A 24,302-nucleotide genomic window follows, 5' to 3' on the forward strand; every position below is an offset into this window, starting at 1 on the left:
CTTCCGGTCGCTGCGACACACACCGACGCTTACATATCGGGGCCGCGAAGGGGGAGTCGAGATGAGTGCATTCGATCTCGACGCGTTCGTCGGTCGCGCTCGGGCGCTCGTCGAGTCCGCGCCGCCCGCGACGCGCCGGGAAACGCGCGCCTGGCTCGTCGACCCCCTCCTCGAGACGCTCGGCTGGGACGTTCACGCCGATAGCTGTCTGCGCGATCCGACCGTCGACGGCACGCGACTCGAGTACGTCACCGCCGTCGACGGCGTCCCCGCCCTGTTGGTCGCCGTCGAACCCTACGGCGAGTCGCTGGACCGAGACCGCGCCGTGTCCCTCCTCGAGACGATGGCGTGGACGGGGATCGACCGCGCGATCTACACGGACGGTCGAGACTACCTCCTGCTGGCCGGGACGACCGACGCCGACCGGCTGGCCTGTCGACTCCCCGCGTTGCCCGACCACGAGTCGGCGCTCGCCCACTACACGCGCGAGACCGTCGGCCAGCGACTCGAGCGCCACGCTCGGCCGTTCGTCGCTCGCCAGCTCGCCGTCGCACGCGACGATCTCGTCGAGTCGATCGTCGACGAACTGACGGCCGTGACCGATCGGAGCGACGCCTACCGGTCGGAGTTCGACTCCGCGGCCGACCGATTCGTCGAGCGGCTCGTCGCCGCCTTCACCGACGACGGACAGCGGCCCGTGTCGGGCGAGCTCGAGGCCGGCGGCGCCGACGTTTCGTTCGAGTTCTCCGAAACCGACGCCTCGAGCGACGAGAGCGAGGCCGCCCAGCGAGTGGACGAGGCGACTCCGACCGACGAAACCGGGGCCGATGGTGACGCGGGCGCCGCACACGATAGCGAGTCACGACCGAGCGCGGCCGACGGCGACGCCGCTCGCGCAGGTGCCTCGAGGCCCGAACAGAACGATACCGCTGATATCGACGATGCCGACGACGGCGAGTACGTCGTCCGCTTTTTCAACGAACGCGGGTCGATCGGCGCGATCGGTCACTCGCAGTCCGATCAGGCGCTCGTCAGCGCCGCGGAGTACCTGTTCGAGCGCGGCCTCTCCGGCGTGACGGTCCCGTGGAGTCCCGAGGACGGCGACGACGCTCGAGCCGTCCTCAACGAGTCCCCGACGCATCCCGACGGGACCTCGATGACCGCTCCCCGGAAGCTCTCGAACGGGCTCTACCTCGAGACCGCCGGCGACGCCGGCGACCGAGCCGATCGCGTCGAGGCGCTGGTGGCTCGAGCCGGGCTCCGGGCGATGCTGACCGGCGACTGGGGATAACGACGGAATAGAATTGACGACTCGAGTCCGTTCGCTCAGTACTCGATATCGGCTTCGACGAGCGTGACCACGACGCGGCCGTCGCCCCCGAAGTCACCGCATCTCCCATCGTCCCCGTTCCATCCTGCGAGGATGTCGGTCCACGCGTCCTCGTATGCAGCGTCGCCCTCGGTCTCGATCGTCACGTTGTTGACGCCAGTATAGACCTTACTGCTGCGGTTTTCGACGGTCATCGCGATTCCGAGTCCGCTGCTGGTCTGGATCGAGCGGTCCTCGGCCGAGACGGCGACCAGCGAGATGATCGCTGTGTTCCGTCCCGGATTGCACCGTATCTGTGGCTCCCGGAGGACCACGCTCCCGGTCTCGTCCCCGCGAACGAGACTACCGCCCTCGTACGCGATCGAACCGGCGTCCGATTCGTAGGCGAACTCGCCGAGTTCGGCGGTGACGCCGTCACCGTAGCCGACGAACCGGTCGTCACTGATCCCGAGCGTCTCGTTACTGCCGTTTCGGTGTATCGTGATATTCAGCTTCGTCCCGCCGTCCCCGGTCGCGACTCGCCCGTCCCGCAGCGAAAGCTCCCCGTATCGCTGGTTGACGCCGTTGTTCCGCAGCACCTCGTTGAAGTTGTCCGTCAGTGAATCCATCGCGCGCACGGCGTTGGTATCCTGTTCGGCCTCCTGATAGTCCATCATCGCCCCGAACGCGGTCGTGTACAGCAGGCCGACCGAGCCGAGGATGATCGCGAAGGTGAGGATGAACGCGATGACTTCGGATACCCCGCGGTCGTCGCCACCGAGTCCGACCTGGAGCGTCGGGCCGGATCGTCGATCGCTCATCGGTCCGCCTCCGTGATCTCGATGTCGCCACCCGTATAGGTGATCTCGAGCGAGCCACCCGAAACGGACGTTCCGGTTTCGATCCCGTTGTCGACCCTGATCGGTACGTGAACGGTCACGTCAGCGCTCGAGGCGTCCAACTCGAGGCAGGGATTCGAGTCGTCGAGTAGCGGAGCCCGGTCTGCACAGTCACTGGCCGACAGCGTCGTGACGGTATACCCGGAGTTCGCGACCGTCCGCGGTCGGTCGGAGACGAGCGACACGTCGTCGCTGTCGTTGGCCATCCGATCGACGTTGTCGATATCGCCCGCCAGTCGCTCGCCGACGGTCTCGAGGGCGGTCTCGGTCGATCGTTCGGTCTCGGAGTCAAGCATCGTGCTGCCGGCCAGCAGCAGCATGGCGATGAGGATCGTCGTGATCCCGATCGTCAGGACGTGGGTGAGCGCGATCGACAGCCCGCGGTCGGACGTGCGGTCGGGTCGGCGGATCACGATGGACACCCCTCGGAACTGATGGCTATTGTCCGATCGTAGCTCTGGTCGTTCGAATCGAAAGAAACCGTGACGGTCACATTCTCGATATCGACCTCATCGGCGTCCACGGTGATTTTATCGATCAGATCGTCTTCGTCGTTGATTTCGACGTGCACAGCAGTCGGCTGCGAGTGAGCCGTCGCGTTCCGATACAGCGTCGAGTAATTCTCGATCTCGTCTGCTAAATTCGATTCCACTGACGAAGAGGTAATCACTCCGCTCTCGTTTAGCAGCTCATCGTTAGCCGTCTGATTGCCTTCGTATTCCGCGATCAGACAGCCGATTCCCTGCCTGACCTCGAGTTCGGTCGCCTCGGCACTGCTCGCGCTCTGACCGGTGTTGGCCGACGATAACGTCTCGGTGTAGAGGACGCCGTTGAAGACGACCACCACACCCAACACGATGAACGCGAGCGCGACTGCGCCGATGAGGATCACCTGTCCCCTGTCCCGTCGGTCGTCCGATCGATCACCGTCTCCGCCTCGTCGGCCGCGAGTTCTGTCAGTTACCATACTGCGACGCGCACCTCCACGACGTTGTAGATCTCAGACTCGTCTTCCCCGGTCGCCGGCGGAATCGGATACCTACCGTCCTCGTGTGCCTCCCTGATCGGAATGTCCTCGTTATTAGGGGCCGTCAGATTGTCCGACTCGAGCAGCGTCACCGTGTAACTCGAGATCACCGCCTCTGATTCGCCCTGATAGACGAGATGCGTGCTGTTCTCGGTATCGAACTCGCCGCGCTCGTCCTGATAGACGAGTTCGACGTTGTAGCTCAGTCCGCGATCGGTGAACCGATCCGTGAGCACCTCGCCGAGGACGAACTCCTGATAGAGCTCCGTGCCGTTCGACGCGTCGTAGTAGAACTCCACGTCGCTCTCGCTCGCGTTGTGGAACTCGTCGGTCGAGTCGTTCCAGTATCGGACGAGCGTCGTCAGATCGCGCTTCCCCTCGCTCTCGTTCGCCGTCGCACTGATGACTAACGCGTCCTGTGTCTCCTGTTCGAGCTGGGCCTTGGTCGTCCGATCGGCGAGCCCCCCGGTCGTCGGCGTGATGACGACCGACTGCAGCGCGAACAGGACCGCCATCAGGACGATCATCGCCGAGACGAACCCCTCGAGGGTGTAGGCCTGTCCGCGTTCGGTTTCGGATTGGGTAGTCTCTCGCATCGTCTCACCACATCCTCACGACGAGTCGGCAGGCTGGGTCACAGTTCGGTTCGTTACCGTCGAACGAGCCGTCCGCAAACGTGACGATTCGGGCGGAGCTGGCCGCCGACTGATTGTCGTACCCGTCACCGACCTCCCACTCCGCTCCGAGTCTCTCGCTTTCGTTGAGCGGCTCGAGACGGACGTTGATTCGATCGTAGCGGGCGTGGTCTTCCCTGAGGCCGAGTCGTTCGGACAACCCATCGCTGTCGTTGACGAAGGACTCGAACGCAGCACCGTCGAGTTCGTTCTCCGGTCCGGCCTCCGTCGACAGATTGTGCACGGCTCGGTCCGCGACCCGATCGGCCTGGGCCGTCTGCCCGCCGGAGACCGACGAGTCGAACGGCGTCAGGATCGACGGCAGAAACGAGAAGACGAAGGCGACCGCCAGGATGAACACGCCGATCCCGATAGCGAAGTCCTGTGTCGTCTGGCCGCGCTCGCGCAGGGAGATCGACACCGTCTTCGGGCGCCGGTCGCGGTCGGTTCGAGTACGGTTTCGGCTCATGGTTATGCCACCAGTGTCCACCCGACGAGCGCGATCGTCGCCAGTATGACGGCGTACTTCAGTCCACTCAACAGGTCCGCATCGCGGATGTAGCCACAGATGATCCCGGAGAGGATCGCCTGCATCGTCACGGCGTGGAAGAACAACACCGATAGCATATTCACGTCGATGTTCTCGCTCAGATTGGCGTCCGAGAGTCCGCCGCCGCCGGCACCGCCTGCCCCGCCACCGCTACCGGTTTCGGCGCCGGCCGTCGATTCTCCGAGCCCGGCCATCGTGTCGATGAACTGCGTCTTGAGGATCGCGATCACCGCGAGCACCGTCATGAACGTCATGATGATGATCACGACCTGCATCCGGGTGCGTGACTTGCGCTCGCGCTCGATGTCGTCGTGGTTCTCGCTGGCGCGGGCGGCCGTCCGGAGCACGTCGGAGATCTGGTTCGAGGCCTCCTGAGCTTCGGTGATCAGCCGCGTCGTCCGGGCCAGTCGCGGGATGTGGTACTTGTTGTTGAACTCGATGAGCGCCTGCTTCAGGCTCGTCCCGTAGTTGACCTTCGTGTGCATCATCTCGAACTCGCGGGCCAGCTTCCCGCTCGTGGTGTCCGAGACGGCCTTCAGCGACTCGAGCAGCGTCAGTCCGGTGTCGTTCGAACTCGAGAGCTTCCGCAGGTCCTCGGACAGCTGACTGACGACGGAGTTGCGGTACCGAACGTTCCACTCGCGGAAGACCGCCAGGGGGATCGCGATGACGTACAGCGGGACGTAGACGTAGATGAACGTCCCCCAGACGGCGTTCTCGAGGAGGCCGTCCCACGAGGTGGGTGCCGATCCGTTCATCATCGCCGTCGTAACGATCACGAGCGACGCGGGCACCGTCAGCGCGAGCGTGAACAGCGGGTTGTCTCGGAAGAAGAGGTGGGGATTCCGAAGGACCTCCACCGTCTCGTAGGTTCCCTCGCGGTTCTTGATCCGGTCGAAGACGCTGTGCTCGCCCGTGAACTTCTCGATCAGACCGAGGTCGAGCAGGCCCTGCTCGCCCTGGTTCTCGAGGCGCTCGTCGGTGTCCCCCATCGAGAGGTAGCCGTCACCCGGCTCGTCCTGTTTGACCGTCGAGACCATGACGAGAAAGCCGATCCCGGTCATCGGGATCAGGGCGTAGACGGTCATGTACAGCATCGTGTTCGTCACGCTCGCCTGCGGGATCATCTGCATGACGACCATGATGATGATCAGCAGCAGCGGGAACAGCGACAGCGTCATGTACATCTCGCCGAACAGCTCGAGGGTCTCGAGGGTCAGCTCCTGTTCCTGCTTGGCGGTCCGCATGTGCTTTTCCTTCTTGTCCTCGAGGAAGCTCTCCATGTCACCGCCGCTGTTGACGATCGAGAGCATGTCCGTCAGGAACTGTGAGAGTTCGTCGCTGGGCGTCTCCAGGGCCTGCTTTCGAATGGCGGTCCGGTAGTCGATGTCGAAGTACTCGGTCTCCTTGACGATGCTCTGGAACTCCATTGCGACCTCGCCGTAGGTGTCGTCGGCCTGGGCCATCGCCTCGATGATCTCGAGTTGGTTCAGGCCGCCGACCGACAGCGCGTACATGAACGAGACGGAGTCGGTCAGGAGCATGTTGATCTCGCGCTTGCGGGTCGAGGCGCGCGAGTAGGGGATCGCGACCAGCGACCCGAAGCCGATGCCGAATCCGATCGAGCCGAAGACGAGCCCGGTGGTGAAGACCAACGCCGGGATCCGGAGCGTCTCGATGATGTGGAGCACCAGGTCGCTGCTGACGGGGAATCCGATGATCTCGTCGACCTGAATGATGCCGGTGACGAACAGCGTGTAGCCGAGCAGCAGTCCCAGCAGCCACAGCGCCATCCCGCTGATGAAGCCGATCCCCAGCGCCCGGGAGAGGTAGAGTTCGACCGTATCGGTCATCCGGGCTTGGGCCAGTTTCGTCTCGACGTCGCCGGCGAACTCGCTGTCGTCGCTGAACAACCGATCGTACAGGGGATAAAACGTCTCGCCGAGGACGTCGGAACCCCCCGAGAGCCCGCCGGAACCGCCGCCGCTGCTGTCGGTCTGGAGGCTCATGCGTCGCTATCCTCGTTATCGTCGGTCGGATCGGTTTCGTCGCCGCCCGTCCGCCGATCTTCCTCGGTCGCGGTCGGTTCGAAGATGGAATCGTCCGTCTCGGCCTGCGTCGGTTCGTCGTCGAACAGCGATCCGTCGTCGGCGTCGTCGACCGCCGAGTCGTCGGAGAAGATCGAATCGGATTCGCTACCGAAGATCGACTCCGAGTCGTCGGTCTCGGCGCCGTCGGTCCCCGCGGTCTCGGCGCTGTCAGCCTCCACCTCCGTACTGTGGTCGTCGGTCTCCGTACTGCCTTCAGCGGTCTCCGTACCGGCATCGTTCTCGGCCGGTGTGCGCTCCGTGATATCGTCGCTATCGGCCGCGACGGGTGTGCTGTCCTCGCCAGAGTCGCCGTCGTCGGTCGACTCGGTCTCCGCCTCCGCCGGTCGGTCGCTATCCTCACCGGGGGGATCGGCCGTGATTTCCGTCGGTTCGTCGCCGGCCGGCCGATCGACCGGAGCGTCGTCGCCATCGAGGGGCTCGGCAGCTTCGCTTCGTTCGGCCGACTGGGGCGCAGCGCCCGATTCCGTCGAGTCGTCGACCGGTTCGTTAGCGACGATACTGTCGGAGCTCTCGAGAGCGATTCCATCGTCGCTGCCGTCGTCGATGATACTCGACGACTCGGCGTCCGCTTCCGACTCGTCACCTCCTTCGGGAGGGGCGTCGTTCGTCGCGGCGGGGTCGTCGGCCGAGTCCCCGAGGTCGATCGTCGGTGCATCGTCGGTTCCGTCGGCGGTCTCGAGTCCGTCCTCGACCGGCTCGAACTGATCGCTGAAGTCGCCGGCCGTCTCAGCGTCCGATTCGGGGTCGAAGATCGACTCGAGATTGTCGTCGGGGAACATCGAATCGAAGCCGGACGTGTCGGGCTTGGCCGGCGAGCCGGCGTCGGTCTCCGCGGCCGACTCCGCCGACTCCGGCTGGCCGTCCGCGTCGAGGGTATCGATGGTGTCGCCCATGTCGTCGAACAGCCCACCGAGATCCGCATCGTCGGCGTCGTCCGTCGGCATGACGGTCGTCTCCGTGTCGTCGGCCGCTGGCCCTTCGGCCGCTGGCTGTGTGGACTCCGGTTCCGCGCTCGCCGTCGGCGCAGGCGGGCCACTGTCGCCGCTCGTCTCGTCGGTCGTCTCGAACTCGTCGGTCGTCCCGTCCCCGGTGCCGAGCTCGGGAGAGTCGCCGGCGATTCCGTCGCCGGCCGTCGCGACAGCCGTTCCGTCGTCGACCGACTCGGCGGCGGTCTCCTCGCCCGCGCTCGCGGCCGTTCCGGCGCTGCCGGCGGCGCCACCGCCCTCGTCGCCGCCGATATCGAAGCCGGTATCGTCGCTGAGCCACGCCGGTTCCCCGGCGTCCTCGCCGGCGTCGAACGCGGTCGAGCCGTCGCCGAGCTCCCACTCGTCGTCCTCGACCGACTCGTCCACGTCGCCGGCGAAGTCGAACTCGTCGGCGTCGGCGCTGTCGACTTCGATCGTCTCCTCCGGCTCGGTCTCTCCGAGAGTGCTGTCCAGTCCGCTCGGGGTTTTGCCGCGGTACTCCTCGAACAGCGACTCCTCGGCGCGTTCCAGGAGGTCCATCGAGATGTTGTACGTCTCGTCGGTCGCGTCCGGTCGCGGGACGAGCTCCTCTTTCTCCGGGTCGACGTCGATCAGGACGCTCTCCATCTCCCGGAGGTCCTCGAGGCTGTCCTCGAGTTGGCCGTTCGCGATGAGCGTGAGGATCGTGTCGGGATCGTTGATGAACGCCTGGACCGTGGCGGCGACCTCCGCGTACGTGTTGAGTCCGTTCTTGATGAGGTACGCGAGGATCACCTCGCGTTTGAACAGTTCCTCCTCGAGTTTCTCGCGGCTCCACCCGCGGTCGAACTGAATCTCTTCTAAGGTGTTCGAGTCCCCCATCTTGAGGAACTCGTCGGTCTCGGCCTGCCACTGGTAGACGTCCTGAACGTTGATCTCGTCGTGCTCGGCCTCGTAGTGGTTGATCTCCGTCAGGGATTTGTTCCGGCGGACCTTCCGCCCCTGGACTCGCGTCTGGGTCTGGATCGAGACGAGGTCCAGCGCGGTGAACATCGTCTTCGAGACGTTGATCGGGTCCGTCGTGAACCGCTTGAGCACCTCGTCGACGGAGTCGGCGTGGAAGGTCGTGTAGGTGGTGTGACCGGTCGACATGACCTGGAACAGCGTCCGACCTTCCTCACCGCGGATCTCACCCATCACGATGTAGTCGGGCCGCTGGCGCAGTGCGGCCTCGAGCAGGTCGAACTCGTCGACGTCGCCCTGTTCGTCGTCGGCGAACGACGGCCGAGTGATGGAGGCGATCCAGTTTCGCTGCGGGAGTTCGACCTCCCGGGTGTCCTCGATGGAGACGATTTTCGCGCTCGAGGGGATGAACAGGGAGACGGCGTTCAGCGAGGTCGTCTTCCCGGACGCGGTACCGCCAGCGAAGATCAGGCTCTTGTGGTTCTCGATGCAGAGCCAGAGGAACGCCATCTCGTCGAGCGAGAAGGTGTTCCAGTTGATGAGGTCGATCGGCGTGAACGGGACGTCCTTGAACTGACGGATAGTGTAGTTCGTCCCGTGGTCGGACACTTCCTTCCCCAGGGTCAACTGGGCACGCGATCCGTCGGGGAGGGTGGCGTCGACCTGCGGCAGCCGTTTGCTGATCCCCTTCCCGGAGCGCTGGGCGAGTTTGACGACGAAGTCGTCGAGCTCGTCCTCGCCGTGGTAGACGTTCGAGATGATCTGTTCGTACTCCGAGTGATAGACGAAGACCGGCGAGTTGTAGCCGTCGACGGAGATGTCCTCGACGTTGATGTCGTGTTTGATCCCGTCGATGCGCTCGTAGCCGATGAAGTTGCGCTTGAGCAGGTAGAGCAGTTTCTCGACCTGATACTCGCTTAACGTGTCCGGATCGTCCTCGAGGATCGCCGGTTCCGGTCGGACGGAGAGCCCCTCGAGCGGCTCGGGACCGGCGTCTTCGTCGTCGGCGTCGTCCTCGTCGTCGTCGAGGAGATTCCGCAGCGTATCGAGGACGCTCTCCTGGGACGCACCGGAGGTCTTCTCGAAGAGATCGTACCGTTTGAGCAGCTGTCGGGTCTCGTCCTCGATGACCGTCCGACGGCCGTCCTCGGTCGCCTTCTCCTTGATCCCCTCGTCGGAGTACTTGATCGCGGTTCGCAGTTTGCCCGAGAGGAACTCCTGAAGCTCCAGTTCGATCTCGGTCAGATAGGGCTCGATCAGGTAGTACTTCTTCTCGTTTTCCTTCTCGGAGTGGAAGATGACGACGCAGGCGTAGGGTTTGTTCACCCAGTAGCGCTCGACCTCCCGGAAGTGGGTCTTCTTGTCCAGTGGAACGGCCTTTTCCAGATCGTAGCGGTTGGTGACGGTCGTGTTGCCCGCGGCCGTCGAGAAGAACTCGTCCTCGTCGAGATCCTCTTGGACGTCGACGGTTCGCTCGTCGACGAGTTCGTCCAGTTCCATCGCGGCCTCGTCGGCCGCGTACAGGCGCTGTTCCAACGTCTCCGGATCGAAGCCCAGCGCCTCCTCCTCGTCGTGGCGGACGATCTCGCCGTCGCCGTCCCGCGGTCGGGAGCCGTCGTCCTCGTAGTAGTACTCCCACTTGTAGTGCTCCCAGGTCCAGGTGTCTTTGACCACCGGCGTCGTCTCCGGATCCGCGTAGTCGAGAAAGACGTCCCAGAGCTCCTCGGCGTTGTCGCCGGCGGTCGGCACGACGGCCGATTCCAGATCGTCGGGGTGGTAACCGAGGTAGGACTCGGGATCGAACTCGACCTGGTTCCAGTCGTCGCCGATCGGAACCTCGTGTTCGGGTCCCTCGTCGGTATCTAACCCCAGTTGGTCGTCCGGTTCCGTTTCGACGGGATCGTCGGGATACAGCACCGACGCGTCGTCGCCGTATCCGTACTCTTCCATGAAATCTTCCCACGTGTACTCGCCGACACGAACTCCCTCGTTCGAGTTCGAATCGCCGCCTGACCCGTGAGATCGGTTCTCCTCCGACGCAGACTCGGATGCCTCCCCTTCAGAAAAGTCCCCGGCATCCGACTGGTCGGCCTCGTCAATAGCCATTGACTTCACCCAAACCCTCATCCTTCAAAAAATTCATCCATACATTACCACTTCTGATAATCTCCCGTACACAGTTCCGTTACCGTCGTATCCGCAGATGTCGACTCGATCCCAGACGTTCATTCACATTACTATCACTCTCGGAGATGGTCCTCTTTTCATATCTAAACTGCGTATATTGTGAGATCACATCGCGTTTTCATAACGCAGAGGCGTCTCTCCCGCGGTGACTCTCGACTGTGGCCGTCCGCTCGGGAGAACAGCTATGGGTTCGGCGCCAGTATCTGCCTGGTAATGAGTCGCAGAAACCGATGGCAGCGAGAACGGCCGAGGTTTCCGTGCCCGACAGAGAACGGTGGCGAACCCGAAACGGGGGCCAGCGGTCCCCCGACACGATGAGCGACCAGTTCGGTCTCGAGGACCGCGTCGCGATCGTTACCGGCGGCGGGCGAGGTATCGGACGCGCGATCGCGATCGAACTCGCCGACGCCGGGGCCGCAGTCGTCCCGTCGGCGCGCTCGACCGACGAGATCGAGGCGGTCGCCGACGAGATCGAAGCCGCGGGCGGCGACGCGATCGCCGTCCCCGCGGACGTGACGGACCCCGATGCGGTCGACGACGTCATCGATCGGGCGGACGACGCCTTCGGCGGGGTCGACGTCGTCGTCAACAACGCCGGGTTCAATCCCGACGACGCGCTCGGACGGCCGGAGGACGTCGACACCGAGAGCCTCGAGCGCGTCCTCGAGGTCAACCTGAACGGCGCCTACGAGGTGACGCGGACGGCGGCGGCCCACCTCCACGACAGCGGCGGCGGTTCGGTGATCAACGTCGCGAGCGTCGGCGGACTGGTCGGCCTGCCGCGCCAGCATCCCTACGTCGCCTCGAAACACGGTCTCGTCGGCCTCACGAAGAGCCTGTCCCTGGACTGGGCGCCCGAGGTCCGGGTCAACGCCGTCGCCCCCGGCTACGTCTCGACGGCCCTGACCGACGACCTCGAGGCCGACGACCGACTTCGACAGTCGATCATCGACCGGACACCCCTCGAGCGGTTCGCCGAGCCCGCGGAGATCGCCGGCCCGGTCGTCTTCCTCGCGAGCGACGCCGCGAGCTACGTGACCGGTTCCTGTCTGGCCGTCGACGGCGGTTGGACCGCCCGATAGTTCACTCACGTTCGGTCGCTGGCCCCACTCGGATTTCCATCGGTACCGATATTCCACTAGTTCGCTTCTTCCGGAACGGAAACTCGAAACTACGGTGCCGATCGTAAATACCTTTGGTAGAGTTCCACAGCCACGGAAGTTTCCGCCGCAACCTATCGCTCCATCGGTCCCAATGGGCGCATGGACTACGCCGACTCCGATCGCGCACGGGAGCTCGCCGACCGCGCCAACGAATTGATGGAGGAGGTCGTCCTCCCGCTCGAGCGGGAGCGAGCCGGCGGCATGGCCGTCTCGAGCGGGACGATCGCGGACCTCCGGGAAGTCGCCCGCGAGTACGACATCTACGCGCCCCAGATCGCCGCGGAGTACGGCGGCATGGGAGAGGACTTCCGCGACGTCTTGCCCGTCTTCGAGGAGGCCGGCCGTAGCCTGCTCGGTGCCGCAGCGATGCGCGTCGACGCTCCCGACGAGGGAAACATGCACCTGCTCGAACTGGCTGGTGACGAATTACAGAAAGAGACCTACCTCGAGCCGCTCGTCGAGGGCGATATCAAGTCCGGATTCTCGATGACCGAGCCACTACAGGGGGCCGGCTCGGACCCGAAGATGATCCAGACGACCGCGGAGAAGGACGGCGACGAGTGGATCATCGACGGCCACAAGTGGTGGACGTCCAACGGCGTCGCGGCCGACGTCCTGATCGTCCTCGCGCGCACCGATCCCGACGCCCATCCCTACGAGGGCTGTTCGCTCTTCCTCGTTCCCGCCGACGCGGACGGCGTCGACGTCGTCCGCGACGTTCCCCACATGGGCGGTGGCACTCGCGGCGCCTCTCACGCCGAGATCGTCTACCAGAACGTCCGCGTCCCCGAAGAGCACCTGCTCGGCGACCTGAACGAGGGCTTTGCTCACGCTCAGGCGCGACTCGGTCCGGCCCGTCTGACCCACTGCATGCGCTTTTCCGGGATGGCCCGGCGCGCCCTCGAGATCGCGAAGGCGTACCTCGACGAGCGCGAGGGCTTCGGCTCGACCCTGTCTGACAAACAGTCGCTTCGCCACCGGATCGCCGACGCGGAGACGCGCCTCCACGTCGCCCGCACCGCGATCCGCGACGCGGCCGACCGGATCGACGCCGGCGACGAGGCCCGCGTCCCCGTCTCGATGTGCAAGGTCTTCGCCGCGAACGTCACGCAGGACGCCGTCGACCTCGCGGTCCAGTGCTGTGGCGCCAACGGGATCGGGAAGGACCTCCCGCTGGCGGACTTTTACGAGGCCGTCCGGAAGTTCCGCATTGTCGACGGCGCCGACGAGGTCCACCGCCGCGTCATCGCCCGCGACGCCTTCGCGGACGTGAATCGCGAGGAACTCGAGCCCCTGACCCGCTTCGGTGAGCCGAACACGCGCGGCGGTCAGTAACCGAGTGCGGACGGCGTCTCTCCTCCCCGTTCGCCGTCGCGTCGCTCGAGGGCCGTGTAGTTGTCACCGACGCTCGAGTCATAGCCGATCAGAGGGACGGCCCTGAACGAGCGAGTCTCGCTCGAGAATCGTGACGAAAGCAAACGCGTCCGAAAACCGTTCGCGATAGAGAACAGCCGCGGCGAGAGTGCGAACTGAGTCCGATCGGGCGTGGGATTCGAACCACGGTCGTTCCGCTTCGCTTCACTCCCTGCTTCGAATCCCGCCGTGCCGGTGCGCTCGCCACTTCGTGGCTCGCTGCACGGGCGTGGCGGGATTCGAACCCACGATCAGAAGGTTAGGAACCTCCTGCCCTCTCCGCTAGGCCACACGCCCTTGAGAAAAACCTCAGTTGGTCTCGGTTTCCGTCTCCGTCGCCGTCTCGCCCTCCTCGGTGACGGGCTCGGTGTCGACGAAGTCGTCGTCGTTCTCGTTCTCGATCTCCTCTTCGAAGCCGGATTCGCGCATCTCCTCGAGTTCGGTCTCGACCTTTTCACGCCCCTTCTGGAACTCGCCCATGGCCTCGCCGGTGGACCGTGCGAGCTTCGGGATCTTGTTGGCCCCGAACAACAAGATTGCGACGAAGAGGATGATCAGGAGTTCTGGTGCCCCCGGGGTAGGGACGAACAACGGTGCGGTTTCGATTGCCATCTCTATACGTGGCTTACCCGCTGGCAATTATAACCTTTTTGGACCACTAAGTATAGCAAGTTTCAGCGAAATTCCAGTTACGGGCCATGAGTAGGCTAAGAACAATAGTCGTACAGAGAGAAATGTATCGGCGGCGAACGGACGGTACAGACGATACTGAGACCGTACTCACATCGACGCTATCCGCTCACCTCGAGTCCCGCACGTCGGTGTGACCGTCGTCCGATCGTCTATCCGTCCGCGAACGAAACTGTCTTTCCCGGTTACCGACAACTGGTAGGTGATGCCAGCAACTGGAGACGCCGCACCCGACTTCACGGCACCGCTCGCAAACGGCGACATCGAGGAGTTCACGCTTTCCGACCGCCTCGAGGACGAGGCGCCGATCGTTCTCGCCTTCTTCCCGGGAGCGTTCACCAGCGTCTGTACCTCCGAGATGTGCGCGTTCCAGGACCGCCTCGCCGGCTTCAACGACCTCGACGCCAGCGTCTACGGCGTCAGCCGCGACTCGCCGTTCACGCTCAACGAGTTCCGCGCCCAGAACGACCTCGAGTTCGGACTCATCAGCGACTACAACAAGGAGATCACCGACGACTACGGCATCGAGATGGACTTCGACGATCTGGGCGTCTACGGCGTCGCCAAGCGCTCGGTGTTCGTCATCGACGGCGACGGCGAGATCACCTACTCGTGGGTCAGCGACGACCCGGGCGTCGAACCCGACTACGACGAGGTCGAGGCCGCCGTCGAGGAACTGGCCTGAACGTCCGTCGACACCGCAATCGACAGCAGCGCCGACTGCCACTGACGGTTGACTGGCCGTCGACTGCCGGTCCGCGATCGACGGCCCCGGACGCCGCAGGGCTTTTTTAGCACGCAGGCGATGGTCACTTATGAGCGATTCTACCAGAGACGACTCCGTTCGCCGCGTCTATTCTCCCGGCGCCGATCACGACTTTCCGGACGAGAAACTGAATCGCGTCCTCGAGTTCATCACCGACGACGAGGAGATCCAGACCTACCTCGAGGCCCAGAACGTCAATGCCGTCGATCGGATGCGGTACAACGACCACGGTGCGAAACACATCGAGATCGTCCGCAACCGCGCGCTGTGTCTCTACGACCTGCTCAAGGCCGGTGGGGTCGACTTCAACGGCGCCCGCCAGCAGGACCTCGAGGAAGCCGACGAAGCGGTCATCATCGCGCTCGCGGCGACGCTCCACGACGTCGGCCACGTCGTCCACCGCGACCAGCACGCCTACTACTCGATCCCGCTGGCCGCCGACATCTTGGACCGGATCCTCCCCGAGTTCTACGACGTCGCCGAGACCGTCCGCATGAAGGGCGAGGTCCTCCACGCCATCCTCTGTCACCACCGCTCGGAGACGCCGCTGACGACCGAAGCGGGCGTCATCCGCGTCGCCGACGCGCTGGACATGGAACGGGGTCGCTCGCGGATCCCCTACGAACACGGCGGCCGCGGGATCAACACCCTCTCGAGTCAGGCGATCAACAGCGTCTCCCTCCAGGAGGGCGAGGACAGCCCCGTCATGGTCGAGATCGCCATGACCAACGCCGCCGGCGTCTACCAGGTCGACAACCTGCTCAAGGCGAAACTCGAGGGCTCGGGCCTCGAGGAAGAGATTCGCATCGTCGCCGTCAACACCAACGAGAACCGGGATCAGTTGGTCGAGCGGATCGAGCTCTAAAAACAACCTTTTGCTCTGCGTGCGGTCGCGAAGCGACCGCACTCGGCAAAACGTTGATGAAAAGCACCGGAAGACGCTTCGCGTCTTCCGAGCCCTCGTTCGCTTCGCTCACTCGCGGTGAGTATCAGGTGATGGCCTGCCCTCCCCCGGGTCGCGGGTTCGCCGAAAATTACGGCGAACCCGCTCCCGGCCGTTCAACTGCGTCGGATAACAGACGGTCGCAGACTCAGGCCAGTCGAAACCCGGAGTCGGTCCGCTCGAGGAAGCCCCGATTCCGGAGCGTACTGGTGATCGAGAGGATCGTTCCCTTCTGGACGCAGAGATCGTCGCAGAGGCGTTCGGCCGTCGCGGTACCGCTCGCAGCGACGTAGAGATAGACCAGTTTCGCTTGCGCGGAGTCCAAGCCCGCCGGTATCGACACGTCGATCCCCTGTGGTGACTGTGACGCCATACGCCAGAGTCTATATTTCGACGATAATAAATCTCGGCTACAACGATCGTCGAAATACAGCGGCCGTCGCGAGGTCGATCCGCGATCTGGTGGTCGTACTTCGACCGAATACGCCCTGAAATCGCAGATTCTGGCCGTTCTCGAGGTGAGACGATCGACGTGATCGACAATTCGAGTGCGGATCGTCAACATACGACGTAAAGTGGCGAATACGGGCGCTCAGGCGCATTGCTTTTGTAGATTCCCCGAGCAAATCAGCACGGAATGTCGACCCAGCTCACCGTCCTCGCCCTGCTAACCGGAGTGGTCACCGGTGCGCTCTTTCGCTTCCTCAACGTCCCGATCCCCGCGCCGCCGGAGCTTCCCGGGATCATGGGTATCATCGGTATCTACGTCGGCTACAGGGTGATCGATCACTTCGGCGTCGGCATCGATCTCCTCGAGGCGCTGGGTCTGTGACCGCCGTCCGAGACGGCGCTGCGACGATCAGGAGTTTTCGCCTATCGTCTCGATCTGAGAGAGCAGCCACGTGAGGGTGATGAGGCCGGCAAAGACGCAGTATCCGGCGAGAGGAATGAACATGATCAGGGTGATCGAGTCGCGCAACAGGTAGCCGCCGACCACGAGCACCGGGAGGAGAATCAGATTCAGACGGACGAATCGTTCGAGACCCATTAGGTGGAAGAAACGGGACCGAGCATATAGGATTACTGTTGTCTGACGAGGTCGAAACCGCAGTGGGGCCGTCAGTAACTGCGTTCCTTCGGCTCGTAGGTCTTGTCCTGACCCTCGAGGATGACCGGCCGGTAGAAGATGTCCGGCTCGCCGTCGTCCCAGGAGATCAGGGTGTGCTTGAGCCACTCGTCGTCCTTGCGCTCCTGGTGCTCTTTGCGCCAGTGGGCGCCGCGGAACTCGTCCCGGACGAGCGCGCCCAGCGCGATCGTCTCGGCGACGTCGATCAGGTTGCGCGTCTCGATGGTCTGCTGGAGGTCCGTGTTGAACGTCCGCGACGGGTCGTCGACGTAGACGTTCTGGTACTCCTCGCGGCACTCGCGGATGATCCGCAGGGCCTTCTTGACGCCCTCCTCGGTGCGGAAGACGTTGACGTAGTCCGTCATCGCGTTCTGGAGCTTCTGGCGAATCTCCGCGTGCTGGACGCCGTCGTCGCGGTCCATGAGCGTGTCGACGCGCGTGCGGGCCCGCTCGACCGCGCGCTCGACGAGTCCGTCGGCGTCGGTCGCGACGCCGCCGTCCGCTGCGACGCCGCCGGACGACTCGAGACCGGCCGAGCCGGGCTGGACCGGCAGTTCGGTCTCGGTCTCGTCCTCGACGTCGTCGCCGTAGCCCGTTCGGATCTGGGGCTCGCCGAGGTCCTCGCCGGCGGCGTGGCGACCGGCGCGCTTGCCGAAGACGATCAGTTCGGGCAGCGCGTTCCCGCCCAGTCGGTTGCCGCCGTGGACGGAGACGCAGGCGCACTCGCCGGCCGCGTAGAGGCCGTCGACGCAGGTCTGGCCGTTCTCGTCGACCTCGATGCCGCCCATCGCGTAGTGCTGGCCGGGCTTGACCGGCATCGGTTCGACGAGCCCGTCGACGCCCTCGAAGTCCTCCGCGAGGTGGAGGATGTTCTCGAGGCGGTCCATGATGCGCTCCTCGCCGAGGTGGCGCATGTCGAGGTGGACGTACTCGTCGTCGACGCCCCGACCCTCGTTGACCTCGGTCAGTTCGGCGCGGGCGACGACGTCCCGGGAGGCGAGCTCGCCGGAGTTGTTCGCGTAGCCGTACTCGAACATGAACCGTTCGCCGTTCGCGTTGTAGAGAATGCCGCCTTCGCCGCGGACGCCCTCACTGATGAGGACGCCCGTCGAGGGCAGCGAGGTCGGGTGGAACTGGATGAACTCCATGTCCTCGAGCGGCGCGCCCGCGCGGTAGGCCATCGCGTGGCCGTCGCCGGTACAGGAGACGGCGTTGGTGGTGTGGTCGAAGGCCTGCCCGGGGCCGCCGGTCGCGAGGACGACGCCGTCGTTGGCCTTGAAGCCCTCGACCGACCCGGTCTGGACGTCGTAGGCGACGACGCCGTGACAGGAGCGGTCGTTGGGGTCGTCCTCGTCGGAGGTCGCCAGCTCCATGACGTACCACTCGTCGTAGACCTGAATGCCGCGCTTGACGACCTGCTCGTACATCGTGTGCAGCAGGTGGTGTCCCGTCTCGGCGCCCGCGTACGTGGTGCGGGGGTAGGAGAGGCCGCCGAACGGCCGCTGGGAGACGCGACCGTCCTCCTCGCGCGAGAAGGGCATCCCCCAGTGCTCTAAGCGCATCGTGTCCTCGGGAGCGTCCTGGGCGAGGGTCTCGACCGCGGGGGCGTCCCCGAGGTAGTCCGACCCCTTCATCGTGTCGTAGGCGTGGAGTTCCCAGTCGTCGCCCTCCTGGAGCGCGGCATTGATGCCACCCTCGGCCGCGCCGGTGTGGCTGCGGACCGGGTGGAGTTTCGAGACGATCGCTACGTCCGATCCCGCTTCGTGTGCCGCGATCGCGGCCCGGAGGCCGGCGCCGCCGGCACCGACCACGATAACGTCGTGTTCGTACATGGTTACCAGAATTTCAGGTTCTTCTTGACTGCTTCCCGCTTGAGCTCCTGAATGTGCTCGGTGAGCGGAATGTCTTTCGGACACACCTCGGTACAGGAGAACTGGGTCTGGCACCGCCAGACGCCGTGTTCCTGCTCGAGAATGCGGAGTCGGTGCTCCTTGATCTCCTCGCCCTCTCGGTCGTCCATCGCGAACTTGTAGGCCTTGTTGATCGCCGCCGGCCCGAGGTAGTCGTTGTCGCCGGCCGCGATGTTACAGCTCGACATGCAGGCGCCACACCAGATACACCGCGAGGACATCTTGATCTTCTCGCGGTTCTCGGGACTCTGGCGCTGCTCCTCTAAGTCGGCCGGATTCGGCGTGTCCTCGTCCTGGAAGTACGGCTCGACGGTGTGCATCTGGTCGTAGAAGTGGTCCATGTCGACGACCAGGTCCTTGACGACCTCCTGGTGGGGCAGCGGCTCGATGCGGATCGGCTGCTCCAGATCCGCGATCTGAGTCTTACAGCCCAGACGCTGTTTCCCGTTGACGAAGAAGGCGTCCGAGCCGCAGACGGCCTGCCGACAGGAGTGTCGGAAGGTCAGCGACGAGTCGTAGGTGTCCCGCGCGTACATGACCGCGTCGAGGACGGTCATCCCCTTCTCGAAGGGGACGTGAAAGTCGTCGAACCGCGGTTCCTGTTTCCCCTTGACCTCGGGGTCGTAGCGGAACACCTTGATGTGTACCGTCTCCCCCTCGAGTTCCTCCTCGGGCGTCGTCTGCTGGTCGATGTCGCCGCCCTGCTTTTCCTTCTCGTCGACGGGCGACTCGGCCCCTCGCATTTCGGGGTCTTCCGGTGCCTCTTGACTCTGCGGTTCCTCCGGTTGTTGTTGTTGTGTACTCATATTAGGTCCACCCGGCCATAGTGGTCGCAACGTAGGTTCCCTGCGCGATGAGTGCAAGGCTCGCGATAACAAGCACTGCAAGCACGACCTTCTTTTGCGTTCCGTCGAGGCCCTGGTTGATCAGGGCGTTGTAGACGCCGTTCACGCCGTGGAAGGTGCCCGCGATCAGGAACGACACCATGGTCAGGAAGTAACCGACGTTCTCCATGCGGGCCTGCGTGCCGGCGAACTCGATCTCCGCGGCGTGGTTGACGAAGTGCAGGAGGAAGAAGTGAAAGGCGAGTACGACGACTAAGAAGGCCGCCGTGATTCGCTGGAGAAGCCACCCGGTGCCGCCGGGCGCGAAGGAGGAGTATCGTTCCGCCATCAGAGCGTCACCCCGTCGAGGAAGGTCGGCACGCTCGCGACGGTGATGATCGCCGTCAACACCAGCGAGGCGTAGAAACTCTTGTCCTGGGCCTCCAGACCGACGCCGAGGTCGACCATCAGCAGGCGCAGTCCGTTCAGGATGTGGAAGACTGCGACGGCGAGCAGTCCGACCTCGAGCACGCGGACGATGAACAGCGACTCGAGTCCCCCGATCGTGTTCGTGTACGCCTCCGGTCCGGTTAGCGAACTACTCAACACGGCGATGTGGGTAAACAGGTAGCCGATCAGCATCCACCCGGTGAACTTGTGGAAGATCCACGCCCACATGCCGGCCGAGAACTCCTTCCAGCGACCGAAGTCCTCGACGAGACCGCGATTGTAAGACTGACTCATGCGCTCATGTGGACCGTTAGACCGCGGGGGTATAGAAGTTACTTTTATCGCTCCCGATCGCCCCTCCGCCCGACAGAGAATACACAGAAATGAATCAATTTCCCTGACGAACCCCGAATCGGTTCGGGTCTCGGTAGCCGTCCGTCCGCTCGTCGTACCGATCGTCGAACCGACTGGATTACTCCCGGGCTTCGCTCGTCCCCGCGCCGCGCAGTTCGGACCGCGAACTCGCCGCGGTCTGCTCGCGCTCGAGCGCCGTTCGCGTGTCCGCCGAGAGCCCGACCAGGTGACAGAGCGGGTTCCCCGGATAGACCACGGGGTTCTCGAGGACGCCGACGATGAGGCCGGTAAAGGGTGCCTCGACGGTGACGATGTCGTCTTCCTCCTTGAACGGGTTGGTGATCGTACAGATCGTCTCGCCCTCGCGGACGAACTCGCCGCGGCCGCGTTTCATGTCGACCATGCCGCCGGCGTCGGCGCGGATCCAGGTCTTCTCGTTGTCGTCGTCGATGACGGTCCGCCAGCCGGGCCAGTGGACCGACGAGTCGGGGTGACAGCCGAACTCGGCGAGGACGCTCGCGACGCCGGTCAGCGCGCGGTCGATCAGCCGGCGCTGGAACCGGTGGGCCTCGCCCATCTCGACGGTGATCGTCGGAATGCCGGCCAGGGTCGCCTCGCGGCGGAGCGTCCCCGAGGGACCCTCGCCGGCGATGATGACGTTCGAACTGAACGCCTTCGCGAGTCGGCCGACCGTCGGTTCGTCCATGTTGGCCCGCACGTGGAGCATGTTCGTTCGCCCGCGCGTGGACGTGTGAAAGTCGATGCCGAGATCGCAGGGATCGATGAAGTTCGTGAAGATCTGGTGGGCCATCCGCCGGGCGCTCGTCGACCCCTCGCGGCCGGGAAACGACCGGTTCAGGTCCCGGTCGTAGATCGGCAGGTACCGCTCCTGGGCGAGAAAGCCGGGGACGTTCATCACGGGCAGACAGACGAGCGTCCCGTGCAGTTCCGAGTGGTCCCAGTCGTGGGCCACCTCGCGGACCACCTCGATGCCGTTGAGTTCGTCCCCGTGGGCGGCCGCGGAGAGGAACACCGTCGGCCCGGGTCGCTCGCCGTTGACGACCGTGACCGGGATCCTGACGGGGTCGCCGAGATACGTCTCGCTGATTCCGTAACGGATGTTAGCCGACTCGCCGGGGTCGACCCGGCCGCCGTTGTAGGTGAACGGCTCGGCCGCGCGGTCGGACGCACCGTCGTCGGGCGGTTCGTCCGTAGCGTCGCTCATATCGATGGCTCGGCGGGTGGCAATGTGAATCTTCCCCTCGAGACCCAGGGGCAGTCCCGGACATCGCCGGTGTCGATTTTACGTCGAAACGGCTCGTTGCACTGAACTGAAGACGGGGAAAATCTCTCCCCGTGGGCATACGTTTTGTATGAAGACATGGTAGCATCAGGCATGGAGATTCGCGAAGCGACAGCCGACGATATCGACGCCATCCGGTCGATCGCCCAGCGCTCGCTCGAGTCGACCTACACCGAGTTCCTCGACGAGGAGACCGTCGCGGACGCGATCGAACAGTGGTACGGCGACTCCTTCGCTGACGATCTCGAGGACGACCACTCGCTGATCCTCATCATCGAGCGCGACGGCGAAATCGCCGGCTTCTCGCAGAACGACCTGATCGGCCAGCGCTACGACACCGGACGGATCCTCTGGCTCCACATCGATCCCGATCACCGCGGCGGCGGCACGGGCGTTCGGCTGCTCGTCCGCACCCGCGAGCGGTTGCTCGACGAGGGCGCCGACCACGTGCAGGGGCTCGTCCTCGAGGACAACGAGGGCGGCAACGAGTTCTACGCGGACAACGGCTTCGAGCGGGCCGGCCAGCGGGAGGTCGAGATCGGCGACGAGACGTTCACGGAGAACGTCTACGCCGAAGACGAGATCGGCGAGGAGGGATGGGGCGCCGTCGACGAACTCGAGACCGACGGCCAGACGATCTACGTGAGTTACGGCGAGGCCGCTCGCGGCGCCAAGGCGCCGTTCTACAGTGCCTACGAGGGCGAGGATCGCGAGGAACTGTACGGCTGGTTCTGTGGCAACTGCGACTCGCTGGAGAACACCATGGACACGATGGGACGGATCGAGTGTAACAACTGCGGGAACCGGCGGAAGGCGACCCGCTGGGACGCCTCGTACCTCTGAGGATCGGCCCGTCGCTATCTCACGCAGTCAGTGAGGTCGGACTGCGACGTCGACCGACCCACTGACTCGAAATGGTCACAGCGAAGATACTATCCGGTCCATACCCGGCCGGAGGGTCGTTCGGGAGCGGCGAGCCGACCGCTCGCCGCGGTCTCCGTCGGCCGAGTCCGCCCCGGAGATCTCGCTTTAAGGTCCCGTTTCAGCGCGGGTACCGGGACGTTACGCGTGTTGTCTCCGCATTACAATTGCCGGCTCAGTCGACGGCGTAGATACGTCGGCGTTCCCACGGTCGAGCGTCCGCCGGTCGAGCGGTCGATCGACCGCCCAGAGCTGAAGACTGTCATCGATATCATATGAGTCGAGAGGACCACATCGTCCGCGGGTTCAAGGCAACGCTGCTCGCTCGAGCGATCTACATGCTCTCGAGCGCGCTCTTGATGTTCGTTCTGGCGCGCTATCTCCTCGATCCCGACGGCTACGGCACGCTGTACTGGGTGATCGGGGTGCTGGCGATGATTCGGCTGGTCGCGGATCTCGGGATCGGTAAATCCGCGGCGCGGTACTTCTCGGAGTACAGAGAGAACGATCCGAGCCAGATTCCCCACCTGATCAGATCGACGATCACGTTCAAGATCGTCGTCATGACGCTTGTCGGCTACCTCCTCCTGTTGTTTCACGAGCAGCTCGCGGCCGCCCTGGGTCGACCGGAGGCCGCGCCGTTTCTCGCGGCCGGCGTGCTCTACGTCGCCGTGTTCTCCTTTAGCACCTTCACGGAGGTCGCCTTCCAGGGGTTCAACCACCTCCCGTACAGCGCCGCTATCCGGGCGATCAGCGGCTTCTCCCGGCTGGTCTTCGCCGTCGGGTTCACGCTCATGGGACTGGGGGCGCTGGGCGCCTTCTTCGGCTACGTCGTCGGCTACGCGCTGTCGGCCGCGGTCGGGTTAGCAGTCCTTTACTACGCGTTCTACGCGCGGTACGACGCCGCTGAGACCCACGAGGAGGGGCTGACGCGACGGTTGATCGAGTACAGCGTGCCGCTGACCGCGACGCGCAGTGCGAACGTCATCGACAAACAGGTCGACACCGTTCTCGTCGGCGTCATCCTGACCCCGACCGCGGTCGCGTTCTACACGCTCGGCAAGCAGATCACCGACTTCGTGCTCGCACCCGCCGAATCGCTCGGCTTCACGATCTCGCCGAACTTCGGCGAGCAGAAGGCCTCGGACCAACTCGAGCGATCCCGGCGGATCTACGAGACGGCGCTGACGAACACGATGATGGTGTACATCCCCGCGGCCGCCGGGCTGGTGATCGTCGCCGATCCGTTCATTCCGATGGTTATCGGCGCGAACTACGCGGGTGCGGTGCCGGTCCTGCAGGTCCTGGCGGCCTTCATCGTCCTCCAGGCGATCACGAACCTGACCAGCGACAGTCTGGACTACCTCGGGCGCGCCCGCCACCGGGCGATCGCGAAAGGGGGAACGGCCATCGCCAACTTCCTGTTGAACCTCGTCCTCATCCCGACGATCGGCGTCGTCGGCGCGGCCATCGCGACCGTTGCAACGCACTCGGTGTACGTGGCGGTGAACCTCTACATCGTCCACCTGGAGCTCGACCTCCGGCTCAAACGGCTCGCCCGATCGATCGGCGTCATCTGCGGGATCACCGGGGTCATGGCCGGCGCCGTCTTGCTCGTGACGCCGCTGGTCTCGAGTCTCGTGATGTTGGCCGGCGCGATCGCGCTGGGTGCGATCACCTGGGCCGTCCTCGTCGTCGCGAGCGGACTGGTCGATCCCAACGAGGTCCGAGCGGCGATCACGTGACGGCGCGGCGACCGTGAATCCGACTCGTGA

23 protein-coding genes and 1 tRNA gene are annotated in these 24,302 nt (G+C 64.4%); 8 read left to right on the plus strand and 16 right to left on the minus strand.

Features of this window, described 5'->3' with window-relative positions:
- The first annotated feature begins 61 nt into the window (after positions 1-61).
- Positions 62-1,291, plus strand: coding sequence for a hypothetical protein (locus WD430_RS02630; RefSeq protein ID WP_339104478.1), 1,230 nt, complete (start codon positions 62-64; stop codon positions 1,289-1,291).
- A gap of 35 nt (positions 1,292-1,326) precedes the next feature.
- Here WD430_RS02630 and WD430_RS02635 read toward each other — a convergent pair whose 3' ends face one another.
- The 7 genes from WD430_RS02635 to WD430_RS02665 form a co-directional block, all read right to left on the minus strand.
- Positions 1,327-2,130: a hypothetical protein gene (locus tag WD430_RS02635; protein ID WP_339104479.1), complete on the minus strand. Its 804-nt coding sequence runs from the start codon at positions 2,128-2,130 to the stop codon at positions 1,327-1,329.
- Positions 2,127-2,621, minus strand: coding sequence for a hypothetical protein (locus WD430_RS02640; protein WP_339104480.1), 495 nt, complete (start codon positions 2,619-2,621; stop codon positions 2,127-2,129). The genes WD430_RS02635 and WD430_RS02640 overlap by 4 nt, the downstream gene beginning before the upstream one ends.
- Entirely contained in the window at positions 2,618-3,100 is a 483-nt protein-coding gene (locus tag WD430_RS02645; protein ID WP_339104481.1) for a hypothetical protein, read from the minus strand. The genes WD430_RS02640 and WD430_RS02645 overlap by 4 nt, the downstream gene beginning before the upstream one ends.
- Positions 3,101-3,168: 68 nt before the next feature.
- On the minus strand, positions 3,169-3,831 hold the full coding sequence (locus WD430_RS02650; RefSeq protein ID WP_339104482.1) for a hypothetical protein: 663 nt from the start codon (positions 3,829-3,831) through the stop codon (positions 3,169-3,171).
- Positions 3,832-3,835: 4 nt separating this feature from the next.
- Positions 3,836-4,378, minus strand: a complete 543-nt coding sequence (locus WD430_RS02655) for a hypothetical protein (RefSeq protein ID WP_339104483.1) — start codon at positions 4,376-4,378, stop codon at positions 3,836-3,838.
- 2 nt (positions 4,379-4,380) lie between these two features.
- The gene (locus WD430_RS02660) at positions 4,381-6,468 is read right to left on the minus strand and encodes a type II secretion system F family protein (RefSeq protein WP_339104484.1); all 2,088 of its coding nucleotides are present in this window, start codon (positions 6,466-6,468) and stop codon (positions 4,381-4,383) included.
- Entirely contained in the window at positions 6,465-10,583 is a 4,119-nt protein-coding gene (locus tag WD430_RS02665) for an ATPase, T2SS/T4P/T4SS family (protein WP_339104485.1), read from the minus strand. Before WD430_RS02665 ends, WD430_RS02660 begins: the two co-directional genes overlap by 4 nt.
- 395 nt (positions 10,584-10,978) lie before the next feature.
- Here WD430_RS02665 and WD430_RS02670 point away from each other — a divergent pair, with 395 nt between their 5' ends.
- Both WD430_RS02670 and WD430_RS02675 read left to right on the plus strand, forming a co-directional pair.
- Positions 10,979-11,746: a glucose 1-dehydrogenase gene (locus WD430_RS02670; protein ID WP_339104486.1), complete on the plus strand. Its 768-nt coding sequence runs from the start codon at positions 10,979-10,981 to the stop codon at positions 11,744-11,746.
- A gap of 180 nt (positions 11,747-11,926) precedes the next feature.
- The gene (locus tag WD430_RS02675) at positions 11,927-13,162 is read left to right on the plus strand and encodes an acyl-CoA dehydrogenase family protein (protein ID WP_339104487.1); all 1,236 of its coding nucleotides are present in this window, start codon (positions 11,927-11,929) and stop codon (positions 13,160-13,162) included.
- Between the two features lie 302 nt (positions 13,163-13,464).
- Here WD430_RS02675 and WD430_RS02680 read toward each other — a convergent pair.
- Positions 13,465-13,537: transfer RNA gene (locus WD430_RS02680), tRNA-Arg, on the minus strand.
- Between the two features lie 12 nt (positions 13,538-13,549).
- Positions 13,550-13,852 (minus strand): twin-arginine translocase TatA/TatE family subunit, encoded by a 303-nt coding sequence (locus WD430_RS02685; protein WP_339104488.1) that lies wholly within the window; start codon positions 13,850-13,852, stop codon positions 13,550-13,552.
- 283 nt (positions 13,853-14,135) lie between these two features.
- Here WD430_RS02685 and WD430_RS02690 point away from each other — a divergent pair, with 283 nt between their 5' ends.
- Together WD430_RS02690 and WD430_RS02695 are read left to right on the plus strand one after the other, a co-directional pair.
- Positions 14,136-14,615, plus strand: a complete 480-nt coding sequence (locus WD430_RS02690) for a redoxin domain-containing protein (protein ID WP_339104489.1) — start codon at positions 14,136-14,138, stop codon at positions 14,613-14,615.
- A 130-nt stretch (positions 14,616-14,745) separates the two neighbouring features.
- Positions 14,746-15,561: an HD domain-containing protein gene (locus WD430_RS02695; RefSeq protein ID WP_339104490.1), complete on the plus strand. Its 816-nt coding sequence runs from the start codon at positions 14,746-14,748 to the stop codon at positions 15,559-15,561.
- A gap of 226 nt (positions 15,562-15,787) precedes the next feature.
- Here the strand turns inward: WD430_RS02695 and WD430_RS02700 are convergent, their stop codons facing one another.
- Positions 15,788-16,012 (minus strand): MarR family transcriptional regulator, encoded by a 225-nt coding sequence (locus WD430_RS02700; protein WP_339104491.1) that lies wholly within the window; start codon positions 16,010-16,012, stop codon positions 15,788-15,790.
- A 264-nt stretch (positions 16,013-16,276) separates the two neighbouring features.
- On the opposite strand from WD430_RS02700, the gene WD430_RS02705 reads away from it, so the two are divergent.
- A complete protein-coding gene (locus WD430_RS02705) occupies positions 16,277-16,471 on the plus strand; it encodes a DUF1427 family protein (RefSeq protein WP_339104492.1) in 195 nt (64 codons plus the stop codon).
- A 27-nt stretch (positions 16,472-16,498) separates the two neighbouring features.
- Here the strand turns inward: WD430_RS02705 and WD430_RS02710 are convergent, their stop codons facing one another.
- The 6 genes from WD430_RS02710 to WD430_RS02735 form a co-directional block, all read right to left on the minus strand.
- Positions 16,499-16,687 (minus strand): hypothetical protein, encoded by a 189-nt coding sequence (locus tag WD430_RS02710; protein WP_339104493.1) that lies wholly within the window; start codon positions 16,685-16,687, stop codon positions 16,499-16,501.
- 71 nt (positions 16,688-16,758) lie between these two features.
- On the minus strand, positions 16,759-18,597 hold the full coding sequence (locus tag WD430_RS02715; protein WP_339104494.1) for an FAD-binding protein: 1,839 nt from the start codon (positions 18,595-18,597) through the stop codon (positions 16,759-16,761).
- Positions 18,598-18,599: 2 nt separating this feature from the next.
- Entirely contained in the window at positions 18,600-19,481 is an 882-nt protein-coding gene (locus WD430_RS02720; RefSeq protein ID WP_339104495.1) for a succinate dehydrogenase/fumarate reductase iron-sulfur subunit, read from the minus strand.
- 1 nt (position 19,482) lies between these two features.
- Positions 19,483-19,848, minus strand: coding sequence for a succinate dehydrogenase hydrophobic membrane anchor subunit (locus WD430_RS02725; protein WP_339104496.1), 366 nt, complete (start codon positions 19,846-19,848; stop codon positions 19,483-19,485).
- Entirely contained in the window at positions 19,848-20,243 is a 396-nt protein-coding gene (sdhC, locus tag WD430_RS02730; RefSeq protein ID WP_339104497.1) for a succinate dehydrogenase, cytochrome b556 subunit, read from the minus strand. The genes WD430_RS02725 and sdhC overlap by 1 nt, the downstream gene beginning before the upstream one ends.
- 178 nt (positions 20,244-20,421) lie before the next feature.
- Positions 20,422-21,528: a succinylglutamate desuccinylase/aspartoacylase family protein gene (locus tag WD430_RS02735; RefSeq protein WP_339104498.1), complete on the minus strand. Its 1,107-nt coding sequence runs from the start codon at positions 21,526-21,528 to the stop codon at positions 20,422-20,424.
- Positions 21,529-21,699: 171 nt separating this feature from the next.
- Here WD430_RS02735 and WD430_RS02740 point away from each other — a divergent pair, with 171 nt between their 5' ends.
- A complete protein-coding gene (locus WD430_RS02740) occupies positions 21,700-22,449 on the plus strand; it encodes a GNAT family N-acetyltransferase (protein WP_339104499.1) in 750 nt (249 codons plus the stop codon).
- Positions 22,450-22,802: 353 nt separating this feature from the next.
- Positions 22,803-24,272: a flippase gene (locus WD430_RS02745; protein WP_339104500.1), complete on the plus strand. Its 1,470-nt coding sequence runs from the start codon at positions 22,803-22,805 to the stop codon at positions 24,270-24,272.
- Positions 24,273-24,302: the final 30 nt, after the last annotated feature.

The sequence above is a fragment of the Haloterrigena sp. KLK7 genome (assembly GCF_037914945.1).
GTDB classification, from domain to species: Archaea; Halobacteriota; Halobacteria; order Halobacteriales; family Natrialbaceae; genus Haloterrigena; species Haloterrigena salinisoli.

Excerpts from the sequence above, each read along its gene's own strand:
- WD430_RS02670 (WP_339104486.1), top strand. The coding sequence starts at position 10,979 with ATGAGCGACCAGTTCGGTCTCGAGGACCGCGTCGCGATCGTTACCGGC.
- WD430_RS02665 (WP_339104485.1), bottom strand. The coding sequence starts at position 10,583 with ATGGCTATTGACGAGGCCGACCAGTCGGATGCCGGGGACTTTTCTGAA.
- WD430_RS02660 (WP_339104484.1), bottom strand. The coding sequence starts at position 6,468 with ATGAGCCTCCAGACCGACAGCAGCGGCGGCGGTTCCGGCGGGCTCTCG.
- WD430_RS02655 (WP_339104483.1), bottom strand. The coding sequence starts at position 4,378 with ATGAGCCGAAACCGTACTCGAACCGACCGCGACCGGCGCCCGAAGACG.
- WD430_RS02630 (WP_339104478.1), top strand. The coding sequence starts at position 62 with ATGAGTGCATTCGATCTCGACGCGTTCGTCGGTCGCGCTCGGGCGCTC.
- WD430_RS02700 (WP_339104491.1), bottom strand. The coding sequence starts at position 16,012 with ATGGCGTCACAGTCACCACAGGGGATCGACGTGTCGATACCGGCGGGC.
- WD430_RS02705 (WP_339104492.1), top strand. The coding sequence starts at position 16,277 with ATGTCGACCCAGCTCACCGTCCTCGCCCTGCTAACCGGAGTGGTCACC.
- WD430_RS02690 (WP_339104489.1), top strand. The coding sequence starts at position 14,136 with ATGCCAGCAACTGGAGACGCCGCACCCGACTTCACGGCACCGCTCGCA.
- WD430_RS02650 (WP_339104482.1), bottom strand. The coding sequence starts at position 3,831 with ATGCGAGAGACTACCCAATCCGAAACCGAACGCGGACAGGCCTACACC.
- WD430_RS02735 (WP_339104498.1), bottom strand. The coding sequence starts at position 21,528 with ATGAGCGACGCTACGGACGAACCGCCCGACGACGGTGCGTCCGACCGC.
- WD430_RS02685 (WP_339104488.1), bottom strand. The coding sequence starts at position 13,852 with ATGGCAATCGAAACCGCACCGTTGTTCGTCCCTACCCCGGGGGCACCA.
- WD430_RS02740 (WP_339104499.1), top strand. The coding sequence starts at position 21,700 with ATGGAGATTCGCGAAGCGACAGCCGACGATATCGACGCCATCCGGTCG.
- WD430_RS02695 (WP_339104490.1), top strand. The coding sequence starts at position 14,746 with ATGAGCGATTCTACCAGAGACGACTCCGTTCGCCGCGTCTATTCTCCC.
- WD430_RS02675 (WP_339104487.1), top strand. The coding sequence starts at position 11,927 with ATGGACTACGCCGACTCCGATCGCGCACGGGAGCTCGCCGACCGCGCC.
- WD430_RS02635 (WP_339104479.1), bottom strand. The coding sequence starts at position 2,130 with ATGAGCGATCGACGATCCGGCCCGACGCTCCAGGTCGGACTCGGTGGC.
- WD430_RS02725 (WP_339104496.1), bottom strand. The coding sequence starts at position 19,848 with ATGGCGGAACGATACTCCTCCTTCGCGCCCGGCGGCACCGGGTGGCTT.
- sdhC (WP_339104497.1), bottom strand. The coding sequence starts at position 20,243 with ATGAGTCAGTCTTACAATCGCGGTCTCGTCGAGGACTTCGGTCGCTGG.
- WD430_RS02715 (WP_339104494.1), bottom strand. The coding sequence starts at position 18,597 with ATGTACGAACACGACGTTATCGTGGTCGGTGCCGGCGGCGCCGGCCTC.
- WD430_RS02720 (WP_339104495.1), bottom strand. The coding sequence starts at position 19,481 with ATGAGTACACAACAACAACAACCGGAGGAACCGCAGAGTCAAGAGGCA.
- WD430_RS02745 (WP_339104500.1), top strand. The coding sequence starts at position 22,803 with ATGAGTCGAGAGGACCACATCGTCCGCGGGTTCAAGGCAACGCTGCTC.
- WD430_RS02710 (WP_339104493.1), bottom strand. The coding sequence starts at position 16,687 with ATGGGTCTCGAACGATTCGTCCGTCTGAATCTGATTCTCCTCCCGGTG.